Consider the following 19,949-nt stretch of genomic DNA (forward strand, 5'->3'; position numbering starts at 1 on the left):
GCTAAATAACTAGAAAATAATGATGATGCAGAAAGGGCGATGCCACCATCGCCCTTAGCCTGATGACAAACACCCGAAAAACGTGGTTTTCGGATGTTTGGGGTAAATCAGAAGATATAATTCTTTGTTTTTTATTAGTCCTCAGATCAGGACTTTTAACTGCAAAGAACGTTGTTAGCAATCTGAGGGCGATGTTACCATCGCCCTTTTTCTTTGGCCTGGGTTTATCAGGCTTCGCGCTGGCGGATCACGCCTTCTTGTACCGTGGTGGCAACCAATACGCCGTCACGGGTATAGAATTGACCGCGTACAAATCCACGGGCGCCGGAGGCGGAAGTGCTTTCCACCACGTACAGCAGCCAGTCATCCATGCGAAATGGGCGGTGGAACCACATTGAGTGATCGATGGTTGCCACCTGCATGCCCGGCTCCAGGAAACCGACGCCGTGTGGCTGCAGCGCCGTCGGCAGGAAGTTGAAGTCGGACGCATAACCCAGCAGGTACTGATGGATGCGCAGGTCGTCTGGCATGGTGCCGTTGGCGCGGAACCATACGTAGCGGTGCGGATCTTCCACGCTGCCTTTCAGCGGATTGTGGAATTTGACCGGACGCATCTCAATCGGTTTCTGGCCGATAAACTTCTCACGCACCTTGTCCGGCAGCATATGCGACAGCTTCTGGGCAATGTCTGATTCACTCATCAGCCCTTCTGGCGGTGGAACATCGGGCATGGTGTTCTGGTGTTCAAAGCCTTCTTCCGGGCTTTGGAAGGAGGCGGTCATGTAGAAAATCGGTTTGCCGTGCTGAATGGCGCTGACGCGGCGGGCGCTGAAGCTGTTGCCGTCGCGCAGAATTTCCACGTCATAAATGATTGGCTTACTGCTGTCGCCCGGACGCAGGAAATAGCTGTGGAACGAGTGGACGCTGCGCTCCGCAGGCACCGTTTGCTTGGCGGCATACAGTGCCTGGCCCACCACCTGCCCGCCGAAGACCTGGCGTAACCCCAGATCTTCACTTTGGCCGCGGAACAGCCCTTCTTCAATTTTCTCCAGATCCAGCAGATCGAGGAGGTTTTGCAGTGCCTGGCTCATAAAGTTACTACCCTTTTAATAATCATTTTGCGCAGTGTGCGGAATATCACGGCAAGACGTCAATATATTGCGTTATAGCACAGAGAATATTGACTGAATGCTGAGCGTTATTAGAGGGCTAAGTGATTAATAGGCAGGACTAAATGGATTATTCAGTGTTTTGTGCTAAGTTTAATAGGTGCGGTGGTGAAAGCCACCAACATGTTGATAATAAAAAAGGAGAGCGATCCATGAAACTCTGGCAAATCGTAGGTGGGGCAGCTGCATTGACCATCACCCTGGCGGGCTGTGCCCAAAAGAGTGCGAATGTGCCTGTACCAACAACGGGAAACCCGGCGATTGCGCAACCGCAGATTCAGGGCCCAGCGGTGACTGGCTCGGTTAACATTCGCCAGCGCATCGCGCTGCCACCGGATGCAGTACTGACAGTCACGCTCTCTGATGCCTCACTGGCGGATGCTCCGTCTAAAGTCATTGCCCAGCGTGCGGTTCGCACCGAGGGTAAACAGGCACCGTTTAATTTTGTCCTGCCGTACAACCCGGCCGATATTCAGCCTAATGCACGCATCATCCTGAGTGCGGCAATTACGGTAAATGGGCAGATGACCTTTATTACCGATACAATCCAGGAAGTGGTAAACCGTAACGGCACCCGTGCTGACCTGGTAATGGTCCCGGTACAGGGCGTTGCGGTTCAGGCAGCCCCGACAACCATGCCGTAAGCTGGCAGCACTGAAACAGTAAACCTTCAACAGCCTTTGCGCTTCGGCCAAAGGCTGTTTTGTTATTACCAGCGCCAGCCGTAAACCAGCAGATCAACTGTGCTGTGCGTGCCAAAGATAATCCCCTCTTCAAGCAACGCCTGGCGCTGGCGCTGAAAGTCTTCTCCCTGCTGTGAAATTTGGCCGTGTCGGTTAATCACCCGATGCCAGGGCAGGCTACTGCCTTCGGGCAGGCGCCTTAATACGCCGCCGACCTGACGTGCGGCGCGTGGTGAACCGGCCAGCCGCGCCACTTCGCCATAGGTCGTGACCTTGCCATAGGGAATGGCTGCCACCACATGGAATACGCGTTGGCTGAATGAGGCATCTTCTGGCTCCATTTCTGTTTTCCTGCTGCGGCAAAAACCAAGGATGAAAGTGTGCCACAGTCGAGGTGGGTAAGAAAACAGCGGTTGGCCCCGGTTGGCTTGCTATTTGGCTGGCCATCACCGATAATGCCCACCGCTTCGCAGTCTTGGAAGCCGTCAATGGGGGCCCTGTTGGTTCTCCCGCAACACTAACTTGTGAACTCGGTCAGATCCGGAAGGAAGCAGCCGCAGCAGGTGACGTGTGTGCCGGGATGTAGCTGGCAGGGCCTCCACCAATTTCAGCTTCCGCTTTTTCCTCCCCCACCGCTTACGCACTGTTTTGTCTATCGTCGTTTAACCTGTCCGCTCGATAAATAGACGTTATAATCAGTCATCCGATCAGATTTTTACCTAAAAAATAATATAATGTCTCAAGAATGTTGGTCTCGATGTTTTTTCTTTTTCAGCGATATCTGAATAGGATGATAATTATCTTGATGTTGCGGGGTATCGATGTTGTGGTTAAAATATTGTGAATGCTTGGCGTTGTCAGGCAATAATTTTGATATTGACTATAATGGGGTTGTACGGCGTTTTGGACATTAATCAGGCATCAGATTAGGCTGTAACATGATTTATATCATTGATAACAAAGTTGCCTTTAATACCGAGAACGGCTCTTTAAAGAGTATGAGAAATGGTAAGGAAGTATTTTTATCGAGCCTGAATGTCAGAGTATTCAAATGCTTACTTGAGCATGGCGTGAAGCCGGTCAGCAGGGAGGATATTTTTAAGCAGGTTTGGGGTGAGCAAGGTCTGAGTGTATCTTCCGCAACCTTGAACCAATATATTAGCCTGACTCGCCGGGCATTGCTTTCCGTAGGATTCAGCGATCGCTTGATAATCACGGTGGCTAAAACAGGTTATAGAATTAATAAAACCATTTTAATTAAAATCTTGGAAATTGCCCCTCCCAGCCAATCGCCGGAAGATGCCCCCCCGTTAATGTCTGACACCAGTGGTACCCAAAGGCCATATGCACATCGTTATTATCTGATTACGTTACTTCGTACCTTATCAATTGCATTACCGCTTGCCATCCTGGTTTTCTTGTTTTTTTATTATCAGCATTACCGTGAAAATGAGAAACACCCGTTTATCTCTTATCTTGGTGTGGTCAAAGGTTGCCCGATTTATTACTCTGGAAGGTATCTCGATAAAAAAACGGATCGCTACCTGCAGTTTTTGACCGAAAAGGATCTTTATGGCAATCGATGTGGTAAGGATGAAGTGATTATTACAGGGCTCAATCACTCACTTAACACCACAGAAGACAGTGGCCGTCAGTTTATCGCAAAATGTGTAATGGACAGCGATCATTTTTATCATCATTGTGAAAGCGAGTATATCCGCGCATGGAAAAAAAGTTAACCGTACTGTCGATGATACTCATTGTTCTGTGCATTGTTTTTGGCAGTAGTATATATTATCTCACCCATTCCCATCAGGATTTAAAGGGCATTGCCTGCGAAGCTAATGCGAAGTTCACTTACGCCAATGATTTGGATAATTCCAGCATACCAATGGATATTCGTCTTGTTTTAAAAATGCACTACGTTTTTTTTACAAGCAATAAGGGTATTATGACTTTGAATGGGGTGGCGAGCAGCGGAGATAAGCGGTTTTTTGTGCGTCGCAATGTTAATTTTACGTATGTCGCACAAGATGATTTTTATAAATTCCAATATGACAATGAACAGCGTTCGGTAAGAGATACCTTACCCTCTGAAGTGTACTCCTATTTTTTTAATAGTGAATCTAACTTCTATCATATAAATTATCTTGATAAGGACACTCTGATGTTTAGTAGCGTTTATGTCCCGATGTTTATTTGTAATGTGAAATCATAATCTGAGGCGTGAGAACATAGTAACGATGGGAATTATTAGTGAACTACTATTCGTCTCCTTTGTTATTATAGTCAGGTTTAGCTTTTCTATTCCTGACTCCCGCCCCACATCAGGATTTCTATAATTATAGAAAATGATATATATTTTTATATATGTTATTTTATTTATTTTATATATTCATGTAATTTGTTGTTTTTATTGATTATTTTTGTTTTTATTTGTTTTTTGAAATATTATTAATTTTATCTTATATATTGTGTTTGGATGCTGTTGCCATTCCTTATTTTTCATGTTTTATTAGATGGTATCTTTAATCGCGCTATTGTTTTGCTTCTTCCCTGAACAGGGGCGTTTGGGAGTGAGAATGCAAAAAATACCTGATTATTATTTTTTCTAGAAATAGGTGAGATGTGGATATACATGACATTGCTCTGAATGACACCCTGATGGAAAATGAGTCAGTTGTATTGGATAACAATAATAAAACATTATTTTTTAAAAGAGAGAACATCGTTATTGAAATGACTGAGTTGCAGCGTCGGTTTATTCTCTGTCTGCTTAGTGGTATATATAAAAAGAATGATATCATTCGCGCAGTATGGTTTTGCAATCATGAAACCATCAGCGATAACAATTATCATCAAATTATATTTCAATGTCGGTCGTTGTTTTCGCGGCACGGTATCCCTGGTCAGGTGATTAAAACCATTCCCCGATTTGGCGTCATGCTGAGTTTTCAGGCCTGCGAGCGGGAAACCACTGAGGGTGCTGGATCTGAAAATAAAAAACTGGCGGAAAGTAAAAAAGGGAAGAAGGGCATTTTGGAAACCATTAACTACAAAATTGCACTGACGTTGACTCTGCTGTTTTCGGTGGCGATGTTTGTGGGTGTGTCTGCTTAGCGCCTGATGAAAACGTGCCGCCAATTTATCTGATTACCCCGAGGCCTAAGTGAGTAAACGGTTTATTGTTTTTTTTATTTCATTTTTCTTCTTGGCGAATGCGGTGTTTATTTTTTCTCAGCTTTGGAAAATTTATCATCTCGAACAGACAGATGTATCGTCGCAGCGTAATTTCGTGCCTGAAAGGGGACGTTATGTTGGTTTCCCTGCGCAAGATGATATAGAAAAAATCAACAATGCTGATTTTTTTGGCCGCTATGGGGAAAGTCGGGGAGAGGGAAATAACGGCATGAGCTATAAGATTAGCTCGCAGGGGATAAGCGACGATGTTATCAACAATGCCCCTGAAACGCGTTTGGCGGGCAAAGTTACCGGCTTGCTGTTTAGCGATAACCCCAAACACAGCCTGGCGATAATAGAACGCTCCGGCAAACAGGCCAGTTATGGTATGGGCGATCGCATTGCTAACAGTAACGTCGTCGTATTACGGATACTGCAAGACAAGATATTGCTTGACGAGAATGGATACTACGCCTTGATGATTTTAAAAGACTAGGTGTGCTTTCTTTTTAGAATTGGAACTTTTTAAGGTCATAAGGCTACATTGTGATTACGCATCTTTTTTACCATTTTGGCCATCAACTGGCCCGCCTTCCCTGGCGGGAACTGGTGGTGGTATTAATGTTGGCGGTTACCCCCGGGATAACGCATGCAGCGTCATTCTCTGCCAATTTCAAAGGTACGGATATTCAGGAGTTTATCAATACGGTCAGTAAAAACCTGGGCAAAACGATCATTATTGATCCGGCGGTGAAAGGCAAAGTCACCGTACGTAGCTATGAGCAGCTTAACGATAAACAATATTATCAATTCTTCCTGAACGTGCTGGACGTGTACGGATATACCGTCATCGGTATGCCAAATAACGTACTTAAAGTCATTGTGGCGAAAGACGGGAAAAGAGCCGCTTTGTCGCAGGCCGGCGGTGAGCTGATTGGGGAAGGGGATGAGGTTGTGATGCGTATTGTTCCTTTGCGCAATATCGCGGCCAAGGATATTTCCCCATTATTACGTCAACTGAATGACAGCGTGGGCGTAGGCAGCGTGGCGCACTATGAACAGGGCAACGCGTTGTTGATCACCGGCAGAGCCGCGGTAGTGAATGGGTTGATCGATATTGTTCGGGAGATGGATCAGGACGACAGCAATCAGATAGAAACGCTTGCGCTGAAGCATGCGGCGGCGGCCGAGATTGTGCGTATGGTCAATGCGCTGTTCCGCGAAGAGGGCAAGCAGCGGATGGCGGGTGCTGCGACGCTGCGGCTGGTCGCGGATGAAAGAACCAATACCGTGATGATCACCGGCGACGATCGGATCCGCGAATATGTTAAGGACATGATTTATCAGCTGGATAACAAGAGCGTCAATCAAGGCAATACCCAAGTCATTCAACTGAAATACGCCAAGGCGCAGAGCCTGGTCGAGGTGCTGACGGGGATTAGCTCAGGCTTGCAAAATGAAAAAGAAGGTGCGGCAACCAATGTAGCCTTGTTGAAAAATGTGGTGATCAAAGCCGATGAGCAAACCAATGCGTTGATCATCACCGCTGCGCCGGATGTGATGCGCGACCTGGAAGAGGTGGTGACCAAGTTGGATGTCCGCCGTGCTCAGGTGCTGGTTGAGGCGGTGATTGTCGAAGTGCAGGATGGCCAGGGGCTGAATATCGGCGTCCAGTGGGCCAATAAATACGGCGGTGGCACGCAGTTTGGCGGCAATGTACCTGGCGTTTCATCAGGTTTTGACGGTGGCATGCTCGAGGCTTTCAACAAGGCCAGTGGTTTGATGACCGGCTTTTACAGCGGAAACTGGGGGGTATTGCTATCCGCCATCGCCAGCAATAATCAAAATAATATTCTGGCTACGCCGAGCATTGTCACCCTGGATAACGCCGAAGCGGAGTTTAGCGTAGGCCAGGATGTACCTATTTTGACCGGTTCGCAAACCACCAACAGCGATAACGTTTTCAATACCGTCTCGCGTAAAACCGTGGGGATAAAACTCAAGGTAAAACCGCAGATTAACAAGGGGCAATCGGTCCTGATGCAGATTGAGCAGGAAGTCTCCAGCGTTGCCGACAATACGCAGGTCTCCGCCGATTCCCTGGGCGCCACTTTTAATATCCGTACGGTAAATAACACCGTGTTGGTCGACAGCGGTGAAACGGTAGTGGTTGGCGGTCTGCTGGATAAAACTAATTCAGAGGTGGAAAGCAGCGTTCCGCTGTTGGGAAAAATTCCGGTATTGGGCGCGCTGTTCCGTTCTACGTCGGTGAAAGAGAGCAAGCGCAATTTAATGCTATTCATCCGCCCGACCATCATTCGGACGACCGAAGGATTCTCTCAGCAGAGCCAACGTAAAGTAGGCAAATTTGATGTTGAGCAGCGGGAAGATATCGAGTTGAAAACGGCGTTGCGCGAGGAAATCTCCTCCGGCCAAACCGCGGGTGACAATCAAGCGTTTCTCCGCGTCATTTCGCAGGTCAATGCGTTCTATGACCAAGAGGGAAAATCATGACGCCGAGCCCCTCAGGCCACCTGTTGCCTTTTGCCTGGGCGCGCCAGCACGGCGTGCTCGCCGTCGCCGAACAGAGCGGCACACTGCTGTATTGCCATCAGCAAACGGCTCAGGCCGCGCTGATGGAGGCATACCGCTGTTTGCTGGGCGAGCCGATGTTGGTGCGGTTGGAGCCTGAAATCTTTGAACAAAAACTGGTGGCGTATTACCAGCAGGAGGCCGGTCATGCGCAGAAGATGATCGACGATCTGGGCGGCGAGCTGGACTTTTACACGCTGGCGGAAGAGCTGCCGGAGCAACAGGACCTGCTGGATGAGCAGAACGATGCGCCAATCATCCGCCTGATCAACGCCATGCTGAGCGAGGCAATCAAAGCCCGTGCCTCAGACATCCATATCGAAACCTACGAAAGCGAATTGGTGATCCGTTTTCGGATTGACGGTGCGCTGCAACGCATTCTGGCGCCACAGCGCAAGTTGGCCGCGCTACTGGTGTCGCGCATCAAGGTGATGTCGAAACTGGACATCGCTGAAAAACGGGTGCCGCAGGATGGACGCATGACGTTGAAGGTCGGTGGAAGGGCGATCGACGTGCGCGTATCGGTGATGCCGGCCAGCCACGGCGAACGGGTAGTTATGCGCCTGCTGGACAAAAATAGCGTCAGACTGGATCTGCCCAGTTTGGGGATGACGCAGGAGCGTCAACAGGCGCTTATGCGTCTGATTCAGCAGCCGCATGGCATCATCCTGGTTACCGGGCCGACCGGCTCCGGCAAGAGCACCACGCTCTATACCTTGTTGAACCAGATTAACGACGAAAACCGCAACATCATGACCATCGAAGATCCCGTCGAGTACGAGTTGAGTGGCATTGCGCAGACTCAGGTGAATCCGAAGGTGGACATGACTTTCGCCCGTGGGCTGCGCGCGTTGCTGCGCCAAGATCCCGATGTGGTGCTGATCGGTGAGATCCGCGACGGCGAAACGGCGCAGATTGCGGTTCAGGCTTCGCTGACCGGGCACCTGGTGTTGTCCACGTTGCACACCAATACGGCGATCGGCGCCATTACCCGCCTGCGAGATATGGGGGTTGAGCCATTCTTGCTGTCCAGTTCGCTTAGCGGCGTGTTGGCGCAGCGCCTGGTGCGGCGGCTGTGTCCGCAGTGCCGCGAACCCTACACCTTGTCTGCTCGGCAACGGCGGGCGTTTGATCTGCCTGTGGATCAGGATGTCACTTGCTGGCGGCCTCTAGGCTGTAACGCCTGCAGTGGGCAGGGCTACCTTGGCCGTATCGGGCTGCATGAGCTACTGGTGCTGGATGAATCCATGCGGCTGGCGATCCACCGCGGTGACAGCGAGATCGACATCATGCGGCTGGCCGCCTCGCGCTATCAGTCTTTACGTCAGGATGGGATCGCCAAAATGAGCGCCGGCGAGACCAGCCTGGAAGAGGTGCTGAGAGTGACCCGCGAAGGGGATGGCGATGAGGTTTGATTATCATGCCTGCGACAGGCAAGGGCGTGCCCGACGCGGGGAGCTCGAGGCAGATTCCTTGCGCCATGCCCGTGACCTGCTGCGTGAAAAAGGATGGCAGGTGCTGGCGGTTAAAGCCAAAAAAACGCACAGGTTCAACAAGCTGGCTGGATTCAGGCTGACCTCCGGCGTCACGAGCAGCGATCTGGCGTTGTTGACCCGTCAGTTGGCGACGTTGATGTCCGCCGCGTTGCCGCTAGAAGAAGCGCTGATGGCGGTGGCGCGGCAAACGGAAAAGAAAGGCTTGCAGGCGGTGCTGACGCAGGTACGTCTGCGGATCCTGGAGGGGTTTTCCCTGGCGCATGCCTTGGGGCAATACCCGCCTATTTTTGATCGCCTGTACTGCGCCATGGTGACTGCCGGCGAAATCTCCGGCCATCTTGCGCCGGTGCTGGAGCGTTTGGCCGACTATGTCGAACAGCGTCAGCAAATGAAAAACAAGATCACTCAGGCATTAGTGTACCCAATGGTGCTGACGGTGGTGGCGATCGGGGTAGTAGCCATCTTGCTTACTGCGGTGGTGCCTAAAGTCATAGAGCAATTTATTCATATGAAACAGGCCCTACCGTTGTCTACCCGGCTGCTGATCGGTGCCAGTGACGTCATCCGACAGTGGGGGCTGGCAGTGCTGATGTTGTTGCTGGTGGGCATCGGTTTGTTTCGCTATCGCCTGAAGGAGCCGGCCAGGCGTACCCGGTGGCATGCTTTTATCCTGCGGCTGCCGGTTATCGGCAAGTTGACCCTTGGCGTGAATACGGCGCGCTACGCCAAAACGCTGAGTATTTTGAACGCCAGTGCGGTGCCGTTGCTGGAGGCGATGCGCATCAGCGCCAGCGTGTTGGGCAATGATGATGCCCGGCAGCGGTTGCTGGCGGCGATGGAACGGGTGCGTGAAGGCGAAGGGTTGTCGCCGTCTCTGGAGGGGACCGCGCTTTTTTCGCCGATGATGCGGCACATGATCATGTCCGGTGAGCGCAGCGGTGAATTGGAAATGATGCTCGAGAGGGCGGCGAATATGCAACAGGATGCCTTTAATCGGCAAATAACCTTGGCTCTGGGGCTGTTTGAACCTTTATTGGTGATAGTGATGGCCAGTTCGGTGCTGTTTATTATTTTGGCTATCCTGCAGCCAATATTGCAGCTCAATAACATGATTGGATGAGAAAGATGTTAACGGAAAATAAAGTGAGAAAGAGCAGTCGTGTACGCAAGTTTCGTCAAAAGGGTTTTACGCTTTTGGAAATTATGGTGGTGATTGTGATTCTGGGGTTATTGGCCAGTTTGACTATTCCCAGCCTGATGGGAAATAAAGAGAAAGCGGATAAGCAAAAGGCGACCAGCGATATTGTCGCCCTGGAGAATGCGCTGGATATGTACAAGTTGGACAACGGGCGTTATCCAAGTTCGGAGCAAGGGTTGGCGGCGCTGTCGGCCAAGCCTGAAGTGGCGCCGATTCCTCGCAATTATCCTGAAGACGGTTATATCCGCCGCCTGCCGCAGGATCCCTGGGGCAATGAGTATCAACTGCGTAATCCCGGCAAGCACGGGAAGCTGGACGTGTTTTCCAGCGGCCAGGATGGTATTGCCGACAGTGAGGATGACATCGGTAACTGGCCTGAGAAAACGGCGGATAAAGCAGAGTAATGATGAGGTGCGAACGCGGTTTTACCCTGCTGGAAATTATGCTGGTGCTGCTGTTGTTAGGCATCACCAGCAGCCTGGTGATGCTGCGTTCTCCCGCAGTTGAAAATCAACTGGCAAGGCAGGGTGAGCAACTGGCCTGGCAGCTGAATGAGGTTGCGGAACGGGCTGAGCGTGAAGGAACAACCTATGGCGTGGCGTTCAGCCGCAAGGGGTGGCGTATTGTCGCCGACGGTCAACCGCAGGATAAAACTGCGGTGGCGATAGGCTCACCGCTACCGGCCGAGGTTGAACTGTCGTTGGCCCTGGAACGGCAGGCGGTTTCGCTGAAAGGCGAGTGGCCACCGCAGGAGGAACCGCAGGTTTGGCTGTATCCGGGGGGTGAAACCACCGTGTTTTCCGTCACATTGCTGCAGGGAAAATGCCAGTGGCAGCTCAGCGCGACCGGTTTCTTTACATTTGAAACGACAGAAGCCCACTGTGATGAAGCTTAAATATAAACGGCAGCGAGGCATGACCCTGCTGGAGGTGATGGTTGCGCTGATGATATTCGCCATTGGTTGCATGGCGTTAATCAAAACAACCGGAGGGCAGGTGCAAAGCCTGGGGGCCATCGAGGCGAAGAATATTGCCCTGTGGGTAGCGGATAACCAATTGACTTTGTTGCAGCTTGATAGAGTCCTGCCCGCGCAGGCATGGCGTCAGGGGACGACGGAAATGGCGGATGAAACCTGGTATTGGCGTTATCGCGGCAGAGACACCACGGATGCCGGGATGCGGGCGATAGAAATGGAAGTTCGGCGCGATCCGCAGGCGCCAGGCGCCTTGATCAGGCTGTTGGCCTACAGAGAATTGCCATGAACAGGGACGCGGAGCGCGGTTTTACTCTGGTGGAAATGATGCTGGCCATCGTTATTTTTTCTTTGCTGTCGCTCACGGCGATGATGATTTTCAAAGGTGTATTGAGAAACAGTGAGATCACCCAGCGAAAATCGACGCAAATGGTTCAGTTGCAACGGGCGCTAACCCTCATTGAACGGGACTTTACTCATGCACTCACCCGCACACCGGCCGGTTTGGCCGGTCAACCCGGCATACCTGAGTTTATGGCGCGCGGGGCTGCGGAGAGGGATGGCGGCTATCGGGTCACGATGATCAGAAATTACTGGCATAACCCCGGTGCCAGGCTGCCGCGTTCGACGCTGGAGCGGGTGGAATATCGGTTTCAGAAGGGGAGATTGGACCGCCTGAGCTCCCCAGCCCTGAACAGCCCGCCGTCTGCCGCGCGCAGTGTGGCGTTGTTGTCGGATGTGTTGCGGTTCCAACTGCGTTTTTATTATCAAGGCGAATGGTTAGCGGCATGGCATGCCAGCACCTGGCTGCCTCAGGCAGTCGAGATCACCGTCGAAACAGGTTCTTTCGGCGTGGTGCGGCGCATTGTCCCGCTGTCGCCTGAGGAACAATCATGAATAAACAGCGGGGAATGGCGTTGTTGATGGTTTTGTTAATGATGTCGGTGATGACGATTATTGCGGTGAATATCAATAGCTACTGGCAGCGGTCGTTGACGCGAGCGCAGTTTCAGCAGGATCAATTAAGGGCCAAATGGCTGCTGTTGGGCGGAGAAATCTATGCCAAAAGGCAGTTGCAACAGGCGTTGGATAAGCAGGTCTCGGTGAGTTTGGGGCAGGCATGGGCGCGTGAAGATATGGCCATGCGCACGGAAGAGGGAGAGATTTCAGTGCGTATCGTCAGCGCCGATGTTTGTTTTAATTTGAATGCGCTCGCGGCGTCATCCCCGGTGGATGACGCTGGGGGCGAAAAGCCGAAAATAGCGAGAGAGAAGCGGATATTCATGCTGTTGCTCACCAATCTGGGCGTTGACGAGCCGCAGGCCGGTGCTATCGCCGACGCTGTTATTATGAAAATCAGCGCACAACGCGGTACGTCTGAAACGGGCTATCTGATTGAAGATGCTAGTGAGTTGCGGGAGATCGGCGTCATAAACCGTGAACTGTACCTGCGTATAGCGCCATTGGTCTGCGCCTTACCGGATAATACGCTGCAAATTAACCTTAACACCGCCACGGAGCGGCAGTTGCCGCTGATCAGGGCGATGTTGCTGAATGCTTTGGGGAACGAGCAACTCCTGGCGATCATCGCCGGTCGGCCGCAGCTTGGCTGGAGCTCATTGGACTTTTTAACCACGGATAACTACCCCGAACTGCGTAAGCTGAAAGACGGCGGCCTGGCTGATGGACTGGTCACTACCGGCAACCGCTTTACTGTGGAACTGCGGGTGAAACTGGATGACGGCAGGTATCGCTTGGTCAGCATCTTGCAACGGAACAGTACCGGCATGAAGGTCATTCGGCGCCAGTTTGGCTGGGGAGAACACTAGAGTATGTCGGACAATATTCTGTTAATCGCCCTGGGACACGGCGCCGTCGCCGATGTGCGTTGGGGCAAGGTGGGGGAAGCGCAAAGCGTCTTTGCCGCCAGCCTCGATCTGGATAATGCGGGTGCCGAGCTGGCGGCCATGGCGCGGAATAGCAGAGTGGTGGTGCTGGTTCCTGCGCGCCATGTGGTGCTGCGCAATACGCAGTTTCAGGGGAAATCCAGGCTGGTGACACCGATGGCGTTGGCGTTCCAGCATGAAAGTGAACTGCTGACCGACGTGGAGCAGATGCACTGGGTAATCCTGGGCAAGGAGCAGATGAATTTCGGCATTGCCGGGGTCACACTGACGCAAATGCAAACCTGGTGCGAACGGCTACGTGCCTGCGGCCTTCATGCCGATAAAATGCTCCCGGACGTGCTGGCATTGCCCCTGCCCGGAGAGTGCAGCGTGGCCTATTGGCCCGATCGATGGTTGATAAGAACGGGAAAATGGCAGGGCATGCAATTGCCGTGCGCATGGGAGGACACTGAACTTCCGGTCACGCCGGATCTTTGCATTCACGCCGGTGGCAGTGTGCCCTCGACATGGGAGAGCGGATCCTGTGCAGGGGATCCTCTATGGCAATTGGCGAACGAAGCCGGGCGCAGCAAGAGCAACCTGCTGCAGGGGAAATTTAAACCCGCCCTCAGATGGCCGCGGTTTATTCCGGGAAAGATCGCCTGTGCGTTGATATTGGTCAGTTGTTCGTTGCTGGTTTGCGGTTTGTACCATCAACTGAAGGCCGGGCAAGCCGAAAGGCAGATGGCTGCTTTATATCAGCATCTGTCGCCGGGGCAGCCGCTAACGGCTTCGCCTGTTGAGGAGGCCAGAAAAAAAGTCAGACAGATGCAAAATATATTGAAGGAGCCTCAGCTGTTTAAGCTGTTGCCTTATGCCACCGAGGCGCTATCTCTGTGGGAACAGCCGCAACTACAATCGTTAATTTTCGATGGCGCTAAAAATGAGCTGGTTATCACCCTGTTAAAAGAGGATACGCAACTGGCGCTGCCAACCGAAGACAATGGCATCAGCATCGCTATGACGGAAGGGCCTTCGGATAATTTGGTGACCCTGACGGTTGGAGAAGAGCAATGAAAGCGCGGATAGCCGATTTAAGAGCCGATAAAAGCCTGCAGGTGGCGGTGGCGTTGAGCCTGATGCTGTTGGCTGCCTTCAGTTATTGTCTGTATCAGTTTCATCAGGTGAAAAAAAATACGCAGCGGTTGGAGGCGCTTAATGTGCAGATGGGCAACGTCGCCCGGTTGCAATCGCGATTACCTCCTGACGCCGCCCTCCCTGGGCTGTTGCAGGAACGCCTGCGGCAGAGCGCGCAAGAAAATCAAATTCCCGTTACGGCCTGGGAAGAAAGCGAAGAAGGCGTGCGGATGACGTTAGCTTCGATCCCGTTCGCGCGTTTAACGATCTGGCTGGCCGAATTGCAGCGCGAACAAGGGATTCGGGTGGTGCAACTGGCCGTCGAACGCAGCGAACGGGATCAGGGCGTGGTGAAGGTCAGCCAACTGTTGGTGGCGGCGCAGCAAGCCATTTTATAAGCGATCCCGGTTTTATTCATTCAGAGGAAAATATGTTATCCGTCATTGAAAATATGGCCAGTGACTACTGGTTATTATTCAGCGCAGTGCTGAGCCTTTGTTTGGGCAGTTTTATTAATGTGATAATTTACCGACTGCCCAAGATGCTTGAGCGTGAAGAGGATGAAAGGGTTAATGGCCGTCATCCGGATGTATTTAATTTTTTTCTGCCAGGGTCAGCGTGTCCGCATTGTTTAGAGAAAATAAAACCCTATGATAATATTCCACTGCTGAGTTGGTTGATATTGCGCGGGCGTTGCCGCCACTGCCGGGGGGATATTTCCTCACGTTATCCGCTGGTGGAATTAGTTACCATGCTGGCCGGTATATCGATAGCCTGTTTTATCGGCGTCGGTATCGACTGGTTTTTCATGTTGGCGTTATTTTCATTATTGTTGGCACTGTCGGCTATCGATGTGGAACAGCAGCTATTGCCCGATTGTTTAACGCTGTCATTGCTGTGGGCCGGGTTGTTGTGGCATAGCATCGCGCAGCCGCAATTTTTACCCGCCGCGGTAATCGGGGCGGTAGCGGGTTATCTCACCCTTTGGCTGCTTTACTGGGGTTTCCGGTTATCGACCGGGCGTGAAGGCTTGGGATATGGCGACTTTAAATTGCTGGCGGCGTTGGGGGCGTGGGGGGGATATGAAGCCCTGCCGTCTATCCTGCTTATCGGTTCTTCCAGCAGCCTGATCTGGCTGCTGCTACTGCGCGTGATGCGCTCCCGCAGCTGCTCGCAGCCCTTGCCGTTCGGGCCAGGACTGGCGATAGCCGGATGGTCGTGGATGCTTTACCACTGGATTATCCAGCCGGTTGTCGGTTAGCGCGTATGCTCAAGAAAACGCGCCAGCGACTGGTTAAAGCTGCTGCATTTCTGCGCCAGGGGCGTAGCGTCGGCATTCAGCCGAGCAAATACCCCTTTGGCCGCATCGAGTAATTGGGTTTGATTCACGTCTTGGCTTGGCCAACCTTTTTTATTTGCTTCATTCAATGCCGCTGCGGCCAACTTATCATTGGTCGGGATGTCGGCACGGCTGCATTTTTCCCGAAGAAACTGGCTGGCTCCGACCAGTGAGGACAGTTGTTCCAGCTGATGCTCAGCCGTTGGCGGTGTGGTTTTATGTTCTGCAGAATGCTGGCAGCCGGACAGCAGTCCGAGGGATATCGTTAACGCAGCAATATTTTTAGTAAACACGCTATTCTCATATTCGGTATTGGGAGTGGCTGGTTATTTTATATTCGGATTATTATGGTTTCAATGCTCTCGTTTTTTTTTAAGTATTCTTCATATTTACTAAGGGTTTGCTGCCATTAATGTGCATTAAGTTAAGGCAACCTAAGTATCTCAGGCTTAATTATTCGTTTTATTCTCTTGGGGCGGGAAGTTTCCGCGTTCATTAGAACAGTAAATAATTCGACTGAAAGTTATTTGACTTTTATCAGTTGAAAGCCGAACAGTTTAACTGGAGTAGTAATGAAATTATCAAAAATTGCCTTGATGATGGCAACACTTGTCGCCTCTTCCGCTGCATGGTCACACGGTTATATTGAAGTCCCTGAGAGCCGCGCATTTAAATGCAAACTGGGTTCAAACACCGACTGCGGTCGGGCGCAGTATGAACCGCAGAGCGTGGAGCAAATCTCTGGTTTTCCTGCTAATGACCGGCCTCTGGATGGCCAATTGGCCAGCGGCAGCGTCGGGGGCTTTGAGCCACTTGACCGTCAGGGCATCAACATTTGGGCGCTGAATACCATGAAGCCGGGTCCGCAGGCCTTCACTTGGTACCATACCGCCAAGCATAAAACCAACAACTGGCGTTATTACATCACCAAGCAGAACTGGGATGTGAATAAGCCGCTGTCGCGTGAATCTTTCGAAAGTGAGCCTTTCTGTGAAGTCGATGGCCACGGCAATGCGCCAAAAGAGCGTGAGGTTCACCAGTGCGTAGTTCCGGAAAGAACCGGTTACCAGGTGATTTACGGCGTGTGGGAAATTAACGACACGGTAAACAGCTTCTATCAGGCTGTCGACGTTAACTTTGAAGATAGCGGCATTGTTTCCGAGTGGAACCAGCAACTGCAAGGGCAGATCAACGGCAAAAACCTGTTGCTCGGCGATAAGGTTATCGCCCGTTTCTTCAGTGATGCCGGCGAAGTGATTGCCAAACAGGTCGAACTCGATATCAACAGCGAAGCGCTGACTGATAAAAATCGCTGGAGCCAGGCGCTCGCGGAAAAAATTAACGCCACCCATGCCGACGTGCGCGCCGGTGTTAAAGATAAAGATGGCAACGTCAACCCAATCGCCGGTAACAACTATGTCTTCGCCAAGAAAGGCAGCACGCTGAAGAGCGTGGTGATTTCCTATGAGGAAGAAACACCGGCCGTTACCGAGGAAATCCGCATTAGCGGGCTGTCGAGCACCAAGATCAAAGACGGTAAATCCCAGTTGACCTTTAACGCTGAGGTGAAGGGCAAGCTGACCGTCGAAGCGCGCGTGTTCGACCATCATCAGACCGAGAAAGGCTACCTGAAAGTCATCGTAGATGACGCCAGCCAGCCGTTGAGCATGGAGCTGAACAACGTCAGCGAAGGTCACCATATGTTGAAGGTGATTGCGACTAACGATAACGGGCATAGCATTCAGCCTGATATCGAAAACTTCAATCTGGAAGCAGAATCCACCGGTGGCGGCGGCAATGGCGACTACAACTTCGTCTTCCCGAACGCGCTGAGTAAATACACCGCCGGCACCACGGTGCTGCAACCGAAAGACGGCAAGGTTTATCAGTGCAAACCTTTCCCTTACAGCGGTTACTGCATGCAGTGGAACCGCGGCGCGACTCAGTTTGAGCCGGGCGTGGGATCCAACTGGCAGGACGCGTGGGTTGTGAAGAAGTAAGCCGATAACGAACAGAATATTCAGCGGCCAGCAATGGCCGCTTTTAAGAGGGTTTTATGCAACATCAAACTGAAACGATTGGCATCCGAACTCGTTACGATCTCTTCAGCCGCCTATTGCATTGGATCATTGCCGTCGCGATGTTTTACGTCATGATTGTCGGATATTCACTGCATTTTATGCCGAATGAGCGGATATTTACCTTTTTCTCGGAGACCAATATGTCGTTGGCTCTGGTGCTGACGCCGCTGATGATGGCACGTTTTCTCTGGCGTTTTTTCAGACCCTCGGTCCCCTATGGCGAAATGCTGAAAGGGCATGGGAAGGGGTTGGTGCATTTGCTGCACGAGGTATTCTACCTGCTTATTTTCGTGGTATTGATCAGCGGTTTTTTAATGTTGGAAAAGGGGTTTCAGGTCTTTGGCGTTATAGATTTCCCCCGGCCGGTGGACAGCCTGGAGGTGAACAGATTCTTTTTTGTCATACACCGTTGTTCGTGTGTGGCGCTGGCGGGAATGATTGTGCTCCACGTGGCTGCGGTGATAAAGCATCACTACTTTGAAAAGAATGCGATTCTGCACCGTATGTTGTAGCTTGCGTACTGTTTGGCGTGCCGGTTTTTCCGCTGGTGCGCCGCCGTTATCCGATGGATTTTCTGGCGGTGTAATAAGGAGCGGGTAATTGACAGTGGCTATTACTGAGGGGGGCTACCGACTATTATTACAGGATAGGGGCAGTGAATGAAAATCAATGTAAGTCAATAAGATATATGCGTACTTGCTGTAAACATTGAAGCCGACAAAGGTATCGGCTCAACGCATTTATCACCTGGATTACCGTACGAATTTCCAAACGGCAACAGGGATTTTATCGTACAGTTTATTCATGGTGAGCTCGGCAAGACGGTGGTCTGCCGCGGAGTAAAACAGCTCCAATTCGTCATCTGAAAGCTCATACTTGTTTTTTTCAATAACGCGTTCCAGTGTTTCGATCGTGGTGCATTTACGTAAACGCATCAGATAATCAATTTTAGTCATGATAACCTTTGGTGTTATAAACCGTCGAATAGAATAATTTGGGGATAATTATCCCCTAAGTTTTCATTGTCGTACAGATGTCCTCTCCTGAGAACATTCTGAATAATCGCGCCTTGGTTTTCTGCCAGCGACGCAGATCGGAATCATTTATACCGTAACTGCTGAACAGCGTGTAGGTATCATCGAGGTACTCTTCGACCAGTTCCGATAAATCACTTTCGTCCATGTATTTAATTTTATAACTCATCACAAACGAAGCAATATGTTCGATCAACTCATTAAGCTGGAGGTTGACGGAAGACGTCGGATCGTTCACCCAGCCATGGTGGCTGTCGCCCAGAGTGGCGATACCTTCATCATACAGGTTTTCACACAAGAATTTCAGCTGAGCAATATCGTGCCGTTTAGGCGAATACTCATCCATATCATCCCCTCCGTAAGTCTTAATTTCGGTGTTGATAACACTCTGTGAGTAAGCTGATTTACATCATAGACAGAGGTAGCTTAAAGATGATGATAAAATAAACTTCCCGTATAATGAATATAAATCATTTCTTCGCATCTGGCCTGCTGTTATTACGTAAACTTACAATTCATCTGCGGTAGATGGACGGGAGTTATCAATGATGTCAAAGATGAGTCCCGCTTCGGCAAGGCTGAAAGTGACGCTATCGCTGATGTATTCCTCGGCGTTGATATCCAGACAGGCATTGAAAATTGTCCATTTATAGCGGTAACTCATTGAATACTGGCGGCTGTTCAATTCCTGAATATCAAGTATTTCTAATGAACCTTCAGCATAACGCGCGCTTTCAGAATAAAAACTCTGGCCGCTGGTCAATGCAGGCACCAACTCTGATATTTTTTCGTTAATCACTTTCTTTAGTTTTTTAACAGAAAGTGCTTCCGTCATTGTGCCGCAGCGAAGAGTTACTTGCATTTAATGCCTGACAGTATAGCGATTCTATCTATTAATGTTACTCCTTTTTTATCAATTCGTCGGTAAACTTTTCGTTAACAGTTGGCTTTTTTACAGAATCCCAACGTTGTTTATCGATTAATAACCCTGATACTTCTCGGTATATTTAGGAAGGAGTAACACTGACGTTGTCAAGCCGGTGAATTGCCAGCGAAAGTAGCGCATCCCTTGTTACGTTCAGTTGCATTAATCGTAGTATGGGGGCTTGAGTTAGTGAAATGTTTGTGATGTTATAATATAACAATTGACTTTCCTTCCGTCCGGCCATGAAACTGACATC

General features: G+C 50.7%; 24 protein-coding genes and 1 other RNA gene. 19 read left to right on the forward strand and 6 right to left on the reverse strand.

The window, feature by feature from the left end:
• Positions 1-227: 227 nt before the first annotated feature.
• Positions 228-1,091: an acyl-CoA thioesterase II gene (tesB, locus tag ACUTSU_RS04435; protein ID WP_153857814.1), complete on the reverse strand. Its 864-nt coding sequence runs from the start codon at positions 1,089-1,091 to the stop codon at positions 228-230.
• Between the two features lie 230 nt (positions 1,092-1,321).
• Here tesB and ACUTSU_RS04440 point away from each other — a divergent pair, with 230 nt between their 5' ends.
• The gene (locus ACUTSU_RS04440) at positions 1,322-1,813 is read left to right on the forward strand and encodes a YbaY family lipoprotein (protein WP_445653811.1); all 492 of its coding nucleotides are present in this window, start codon (positions 1,322-1,324) and stop codon (positions 1,811-1,813) included.
• 65 nt (positions 1,814-1,878) lie between these two features.
• Here ACUTSU_RS04440 and ACUTSU_RS04445 read toward each other — a convergent pair whose 3' ends face one another.
• On the reverse strand, positions 1,879-2,193 hold the full coding sequence (locus ACUTSU_RS04445; protein WP_445649718.1) for an MGMT family protein: 315 nt from the start codon (positions 2,191-2,193) through the stop codon (positions 1,879-1,881).
• A gap of 157 nt (positions 2,194-2,350) precedes the next feature.
• Here ACUTSU_RS04445 and ffs point away from each other — a divergent pair.
• The 16 genes from ffs to ACUTSU_RS04525 all read left to right on the forward strand — a co-directional run bounded on the left by ffs (position 2,351) and on the right by ACUTSU_RS04525 (position 15,575).
• Positions 2,351-2,447: signal recognition particle sRNA small type (gene ffs / locus ACUTSU_RS04450), an RNA gene on the forward strand.
• Between the two features lie 343 nt (positions 2,448-2,790).
• A complete protein-coding gene (locus ACUTSU_RS04455; RefSeq protein WP_445653812.1) occupies positions 2,791-3,591 on the forward strand; it encodes a winged helix-turn-helix domain-containing protein in 801 nt (266 codons plus the stop codon).
• Positions 3,576-4,070: a FidL-like protein gene (locus ACUTSU_RS04460; protein ID WP_445649720.1), complete on the forward strand. Its 495-nt coding sequence runs from the start codon at positions 3,576-3,578 to the stop codon at positions 4,068-4,070. Before ACUTSU_RS04455 ends, ACUTSU_RS04460 begins: the two co-directional genes overlap by 16 nt.
• 410 nt (positions 4,071-4,480) lie before the next feature.
• On the forward strand, positions 4,481-4,972 hold the full coding sequence (locus tag ACUTSU_RS04465; RefSeq protein ID WP_445649721.1) for a winged helix-turn-helix domain-containing protein: 492 nt from the start codon (positions 4,481-4,483) through the stop codon (positions 4,970-4,972).
• 49 nt (positions 4,973-5,021) lie between these two features.
• Positions 5,022-5,528, forward strand: coding sequence for a type II secretion system protein N (locus ACUTSU_RS04470; RefSeq protein ID WP_445653813.1), 507 nt, complete (start codon positions 5,022-5,024; stop codon positions 5,526-5,528).
• 125 nt (positions 5,529-5,653) lie between these two features.
• On the forward strand, positions 5,654-7,546 hold the full coding sequence (gene gspD, locus ACUTSU_RS04475; protein ID WP_445650236.1) for a type II secretion system secretin GspD: 1,893 nt from the start codon (positions 5,654-5,656) through the stop codon (positions 7,544-7,546).
• On the forward strand, positions 7,543-9,039 hold the full coding sequence (gene gspE / locus ACUTSU_RS04480) for a type II secretion system ATPase GspE (RefSeq protein WP_445649723.1): 1,497 nt from the start codon (positions 7,543-7,545) through the stop codon (positions 9,037-9,039). The genes gspD and gspE overlap by 4 nt, the downstream gene beginning before the upstream one ends.
• Positions 9,029-10,240, forward strand: coding sequence for a type II secretion system inner membrane protein GspF (gene gspF / locus ACUTSU_RS04485; protein ID WP_445649724.1), 1,212 nt, complete (start codon positions 9,029-9,031; stop codon positions 10,238-10,240). Before gspE ends, gspF begins: the two co-directional genes overlap by 11 nt.
• A gap of 5 nt (positions 10,241-10,245) precedes the next feature.
• Positions 10,246-10,722, forward strand: a complete 477-nt coding sequence (gene gspG / locus ACUTSU_RS04490) for a type II secretion system major pseudopilin GspG (RefSeq protein WP_445649725.1) — start codon at positions 10,246-10,248, stop codon at positions 10,720-10,722.
• Positions 10,722-11,213 (forward strand): type II secretion system minor pseudopilin GspH, encoded by a 492-nt coding sequence (gene gspH, locus ACUTSU_RS04495; RefSeq protein ID WP_445649726.1) that lies wholly within the window; start codon positions 10,722-10,724, stop codon positions 11,211-11,213. Before gspG ends, gspH begins: the two co-directional genes overlap by 1 nt.
• A complete protein-coding gene (gspI, locus tag ACUTSU_RS04500) occupies positions 11,203-11,580 on the forward strand; it encodes a type II secretion system minor pseudopilin GspI (RefSeq protein ID WP_445650237.1) in 378 nt (125 codons plus the stop codon). Before gspH ends, gspI begins: the two co-directional genes overlap by 11 nt.
• Positions 11,577-12,188, forward strand: coding sequence for a type II secretion system minor pseudopilin GspJ (gspJ, locus tag ACUTSU_RS04505; RefSeq protein WP_445649727.1), 612 nt, complete (start codon positions 11,577-11,579; stop codon positions 12,186-12,188). Before gspI ends, gspJ begins: the two co-directional genes overlap by 4 nt.
• Positions 12,185-13,120 carry a type II secretion system minor pseudopilin GspK gene (gene gspK, locus ACUTSU_RS04510; protein ID WP_445649728.1) on the forward strand — a complete coding sequence of 312 codons (936 nt, stop codon included), beginning with the start codon at positions 12,185-12,187 and terminating at the stop codon, positions 13,118-13,120. The genes gspJ and gspK overlap by 4 nt, the downstream gene beginning before the upstream one ends.
• Before the next feature lie 3 nt (positions 13,121-13,123).
• On the forward strand, positions 13,124-14,254 hold the full coding sequence (gene gspL / locus ACUTSU_RS04515) for a type II secretion system protein GspL (RefSeq protein ID WP_445649729.1): 1,131 nt from the start codon (positions 13,124-13,126) through the stop codon (positions 14,252-14,254).
• Positions 14,251-14,712, forward strand: coding sequence for a type II secretion system protein GspM (gene gspM / locus ACUTSU_RS04520; RefSeq protein WP_445653814.1), 462 nt, complete (start codon positions 14,251-14,253; stop codon positions 14,710-14,712). Before gspL ends, gspM begins: the two co-directional genes overlap by 4 nt.
• 32 nt (positions 14,713-14,744) lie before the next feature.
• The gene (locus ACUTSU_RS04525; protein ID WP_445653815.1) at positions 14,745-15,575 is read left to right on the forward strand and encodes a prepilin peptidase; all 831 of its coding nucleotides are present in this window, start codon (positions 14,745-14,747) and stop codon (positions 15,573-15,575) included.
• Here the strand turns inward: ACUTSU_RS04525 and gspS are convergent.
• Positions 15,572-15,946 carry a type II secretion system pilot lipoprotein GspS gene (gene gspS, locus ACUTSU_RS04530; protein ID WP_445649732.1) on the reverse strand — a complete coding sequence of 125 codons (375 nt, stop codon included), beginning with the start codon at positions 15,944-15,946 and terminating at the stop codon, positions 15,572-15,574. The two genes, ACUTSU_RS04525 and gspS, sit on opposite strands and share 4 nt — an antisense overlap.
• Before the next feature lie 279 nt (positions 15,947-16,225).
• On the opposite strand from gspS, the gene gbpA reads away from it, so the two are divergent.
• On the forward strand, positions 16,226-17,653 hold the full coding sequence (gene gbpA / locus ACUTSU_RS04535; protein ID WP_445653816.1) for an N-acetylglucosamine-binding protein GbpA: 1,428 nt from the start codon (positions 16,226-16,228) through the stop codon (positions 17,651-17,653).
• A gap of 56 nt (positions 17,654-17,709) precedes the next feature.
• Entirely contained in the window at positions 17,710-18,246 is a 537-nt protein-coding gene (locus tag ACUTSU_RS04540) for a cytochrome b (protein WP_445649734.1), read from the forward strand.
• Between the two features lie 240 nt (positions 18,247-18,486).
• Here ACUTSU_RS04540 and ACUTSU_RS04545 read toward each other — a convergent pair whose 3' ends face one another.
• The 3 genes from ACUTSU_RS04545 to ACUTSU_RS04555 all read right to left on the reverse strand — a co-directional run bounded on the left by ACUTSU_RS04545 (position 18,487) and on the right by ACUTSU_RS04555 (position 19,630).
• Positions 18,487-18,690 carry an HHA domain-containing protein gene (locus ACUTSU_RS04545; protein ID WP_021180142.1) on the reverse strand — a complete coding sequence of 68 codons (204 nt, stop codon included), beginning with the start codon at positions 18,688-18,690 and terminating at the stop codon, positions 18,487-18,489.
• A 55-nt stretch (positions 18,691-18,745) separates the two neighbouring features.
• Positions 18,746-19,114, reverse strand: coding sequence for an Hha toxicity modulator TomB (gene tomB, locus ACUTSU_RS04550; protein ID WP_004940312.1), 369 nt, complete (start codon positions 19,112-19,114; stop codon positions 18,746-18,748).
• A gap of 162 nt (positions 19,115-19,276) precedes the next feature.
• Positions 19,277-19,630 carry a hypothetical protein gene (locus ACUTSU_RS04555; RefSeq protein ID WP_445649735.1) on the reverse strand — a complete coding sequence of 118 codons (354 nt, stop codon included), beginning with the start codon at positions 19,628-19,630 and terminating at the stop codon, positions 19,277-19,279.
• Between the last annotated feature and the right edge of the window lie 319 nt (positions 19,631-19,949).

Source organism: Serratia sp. NA_13 (genome assembly GCF_052691735.1).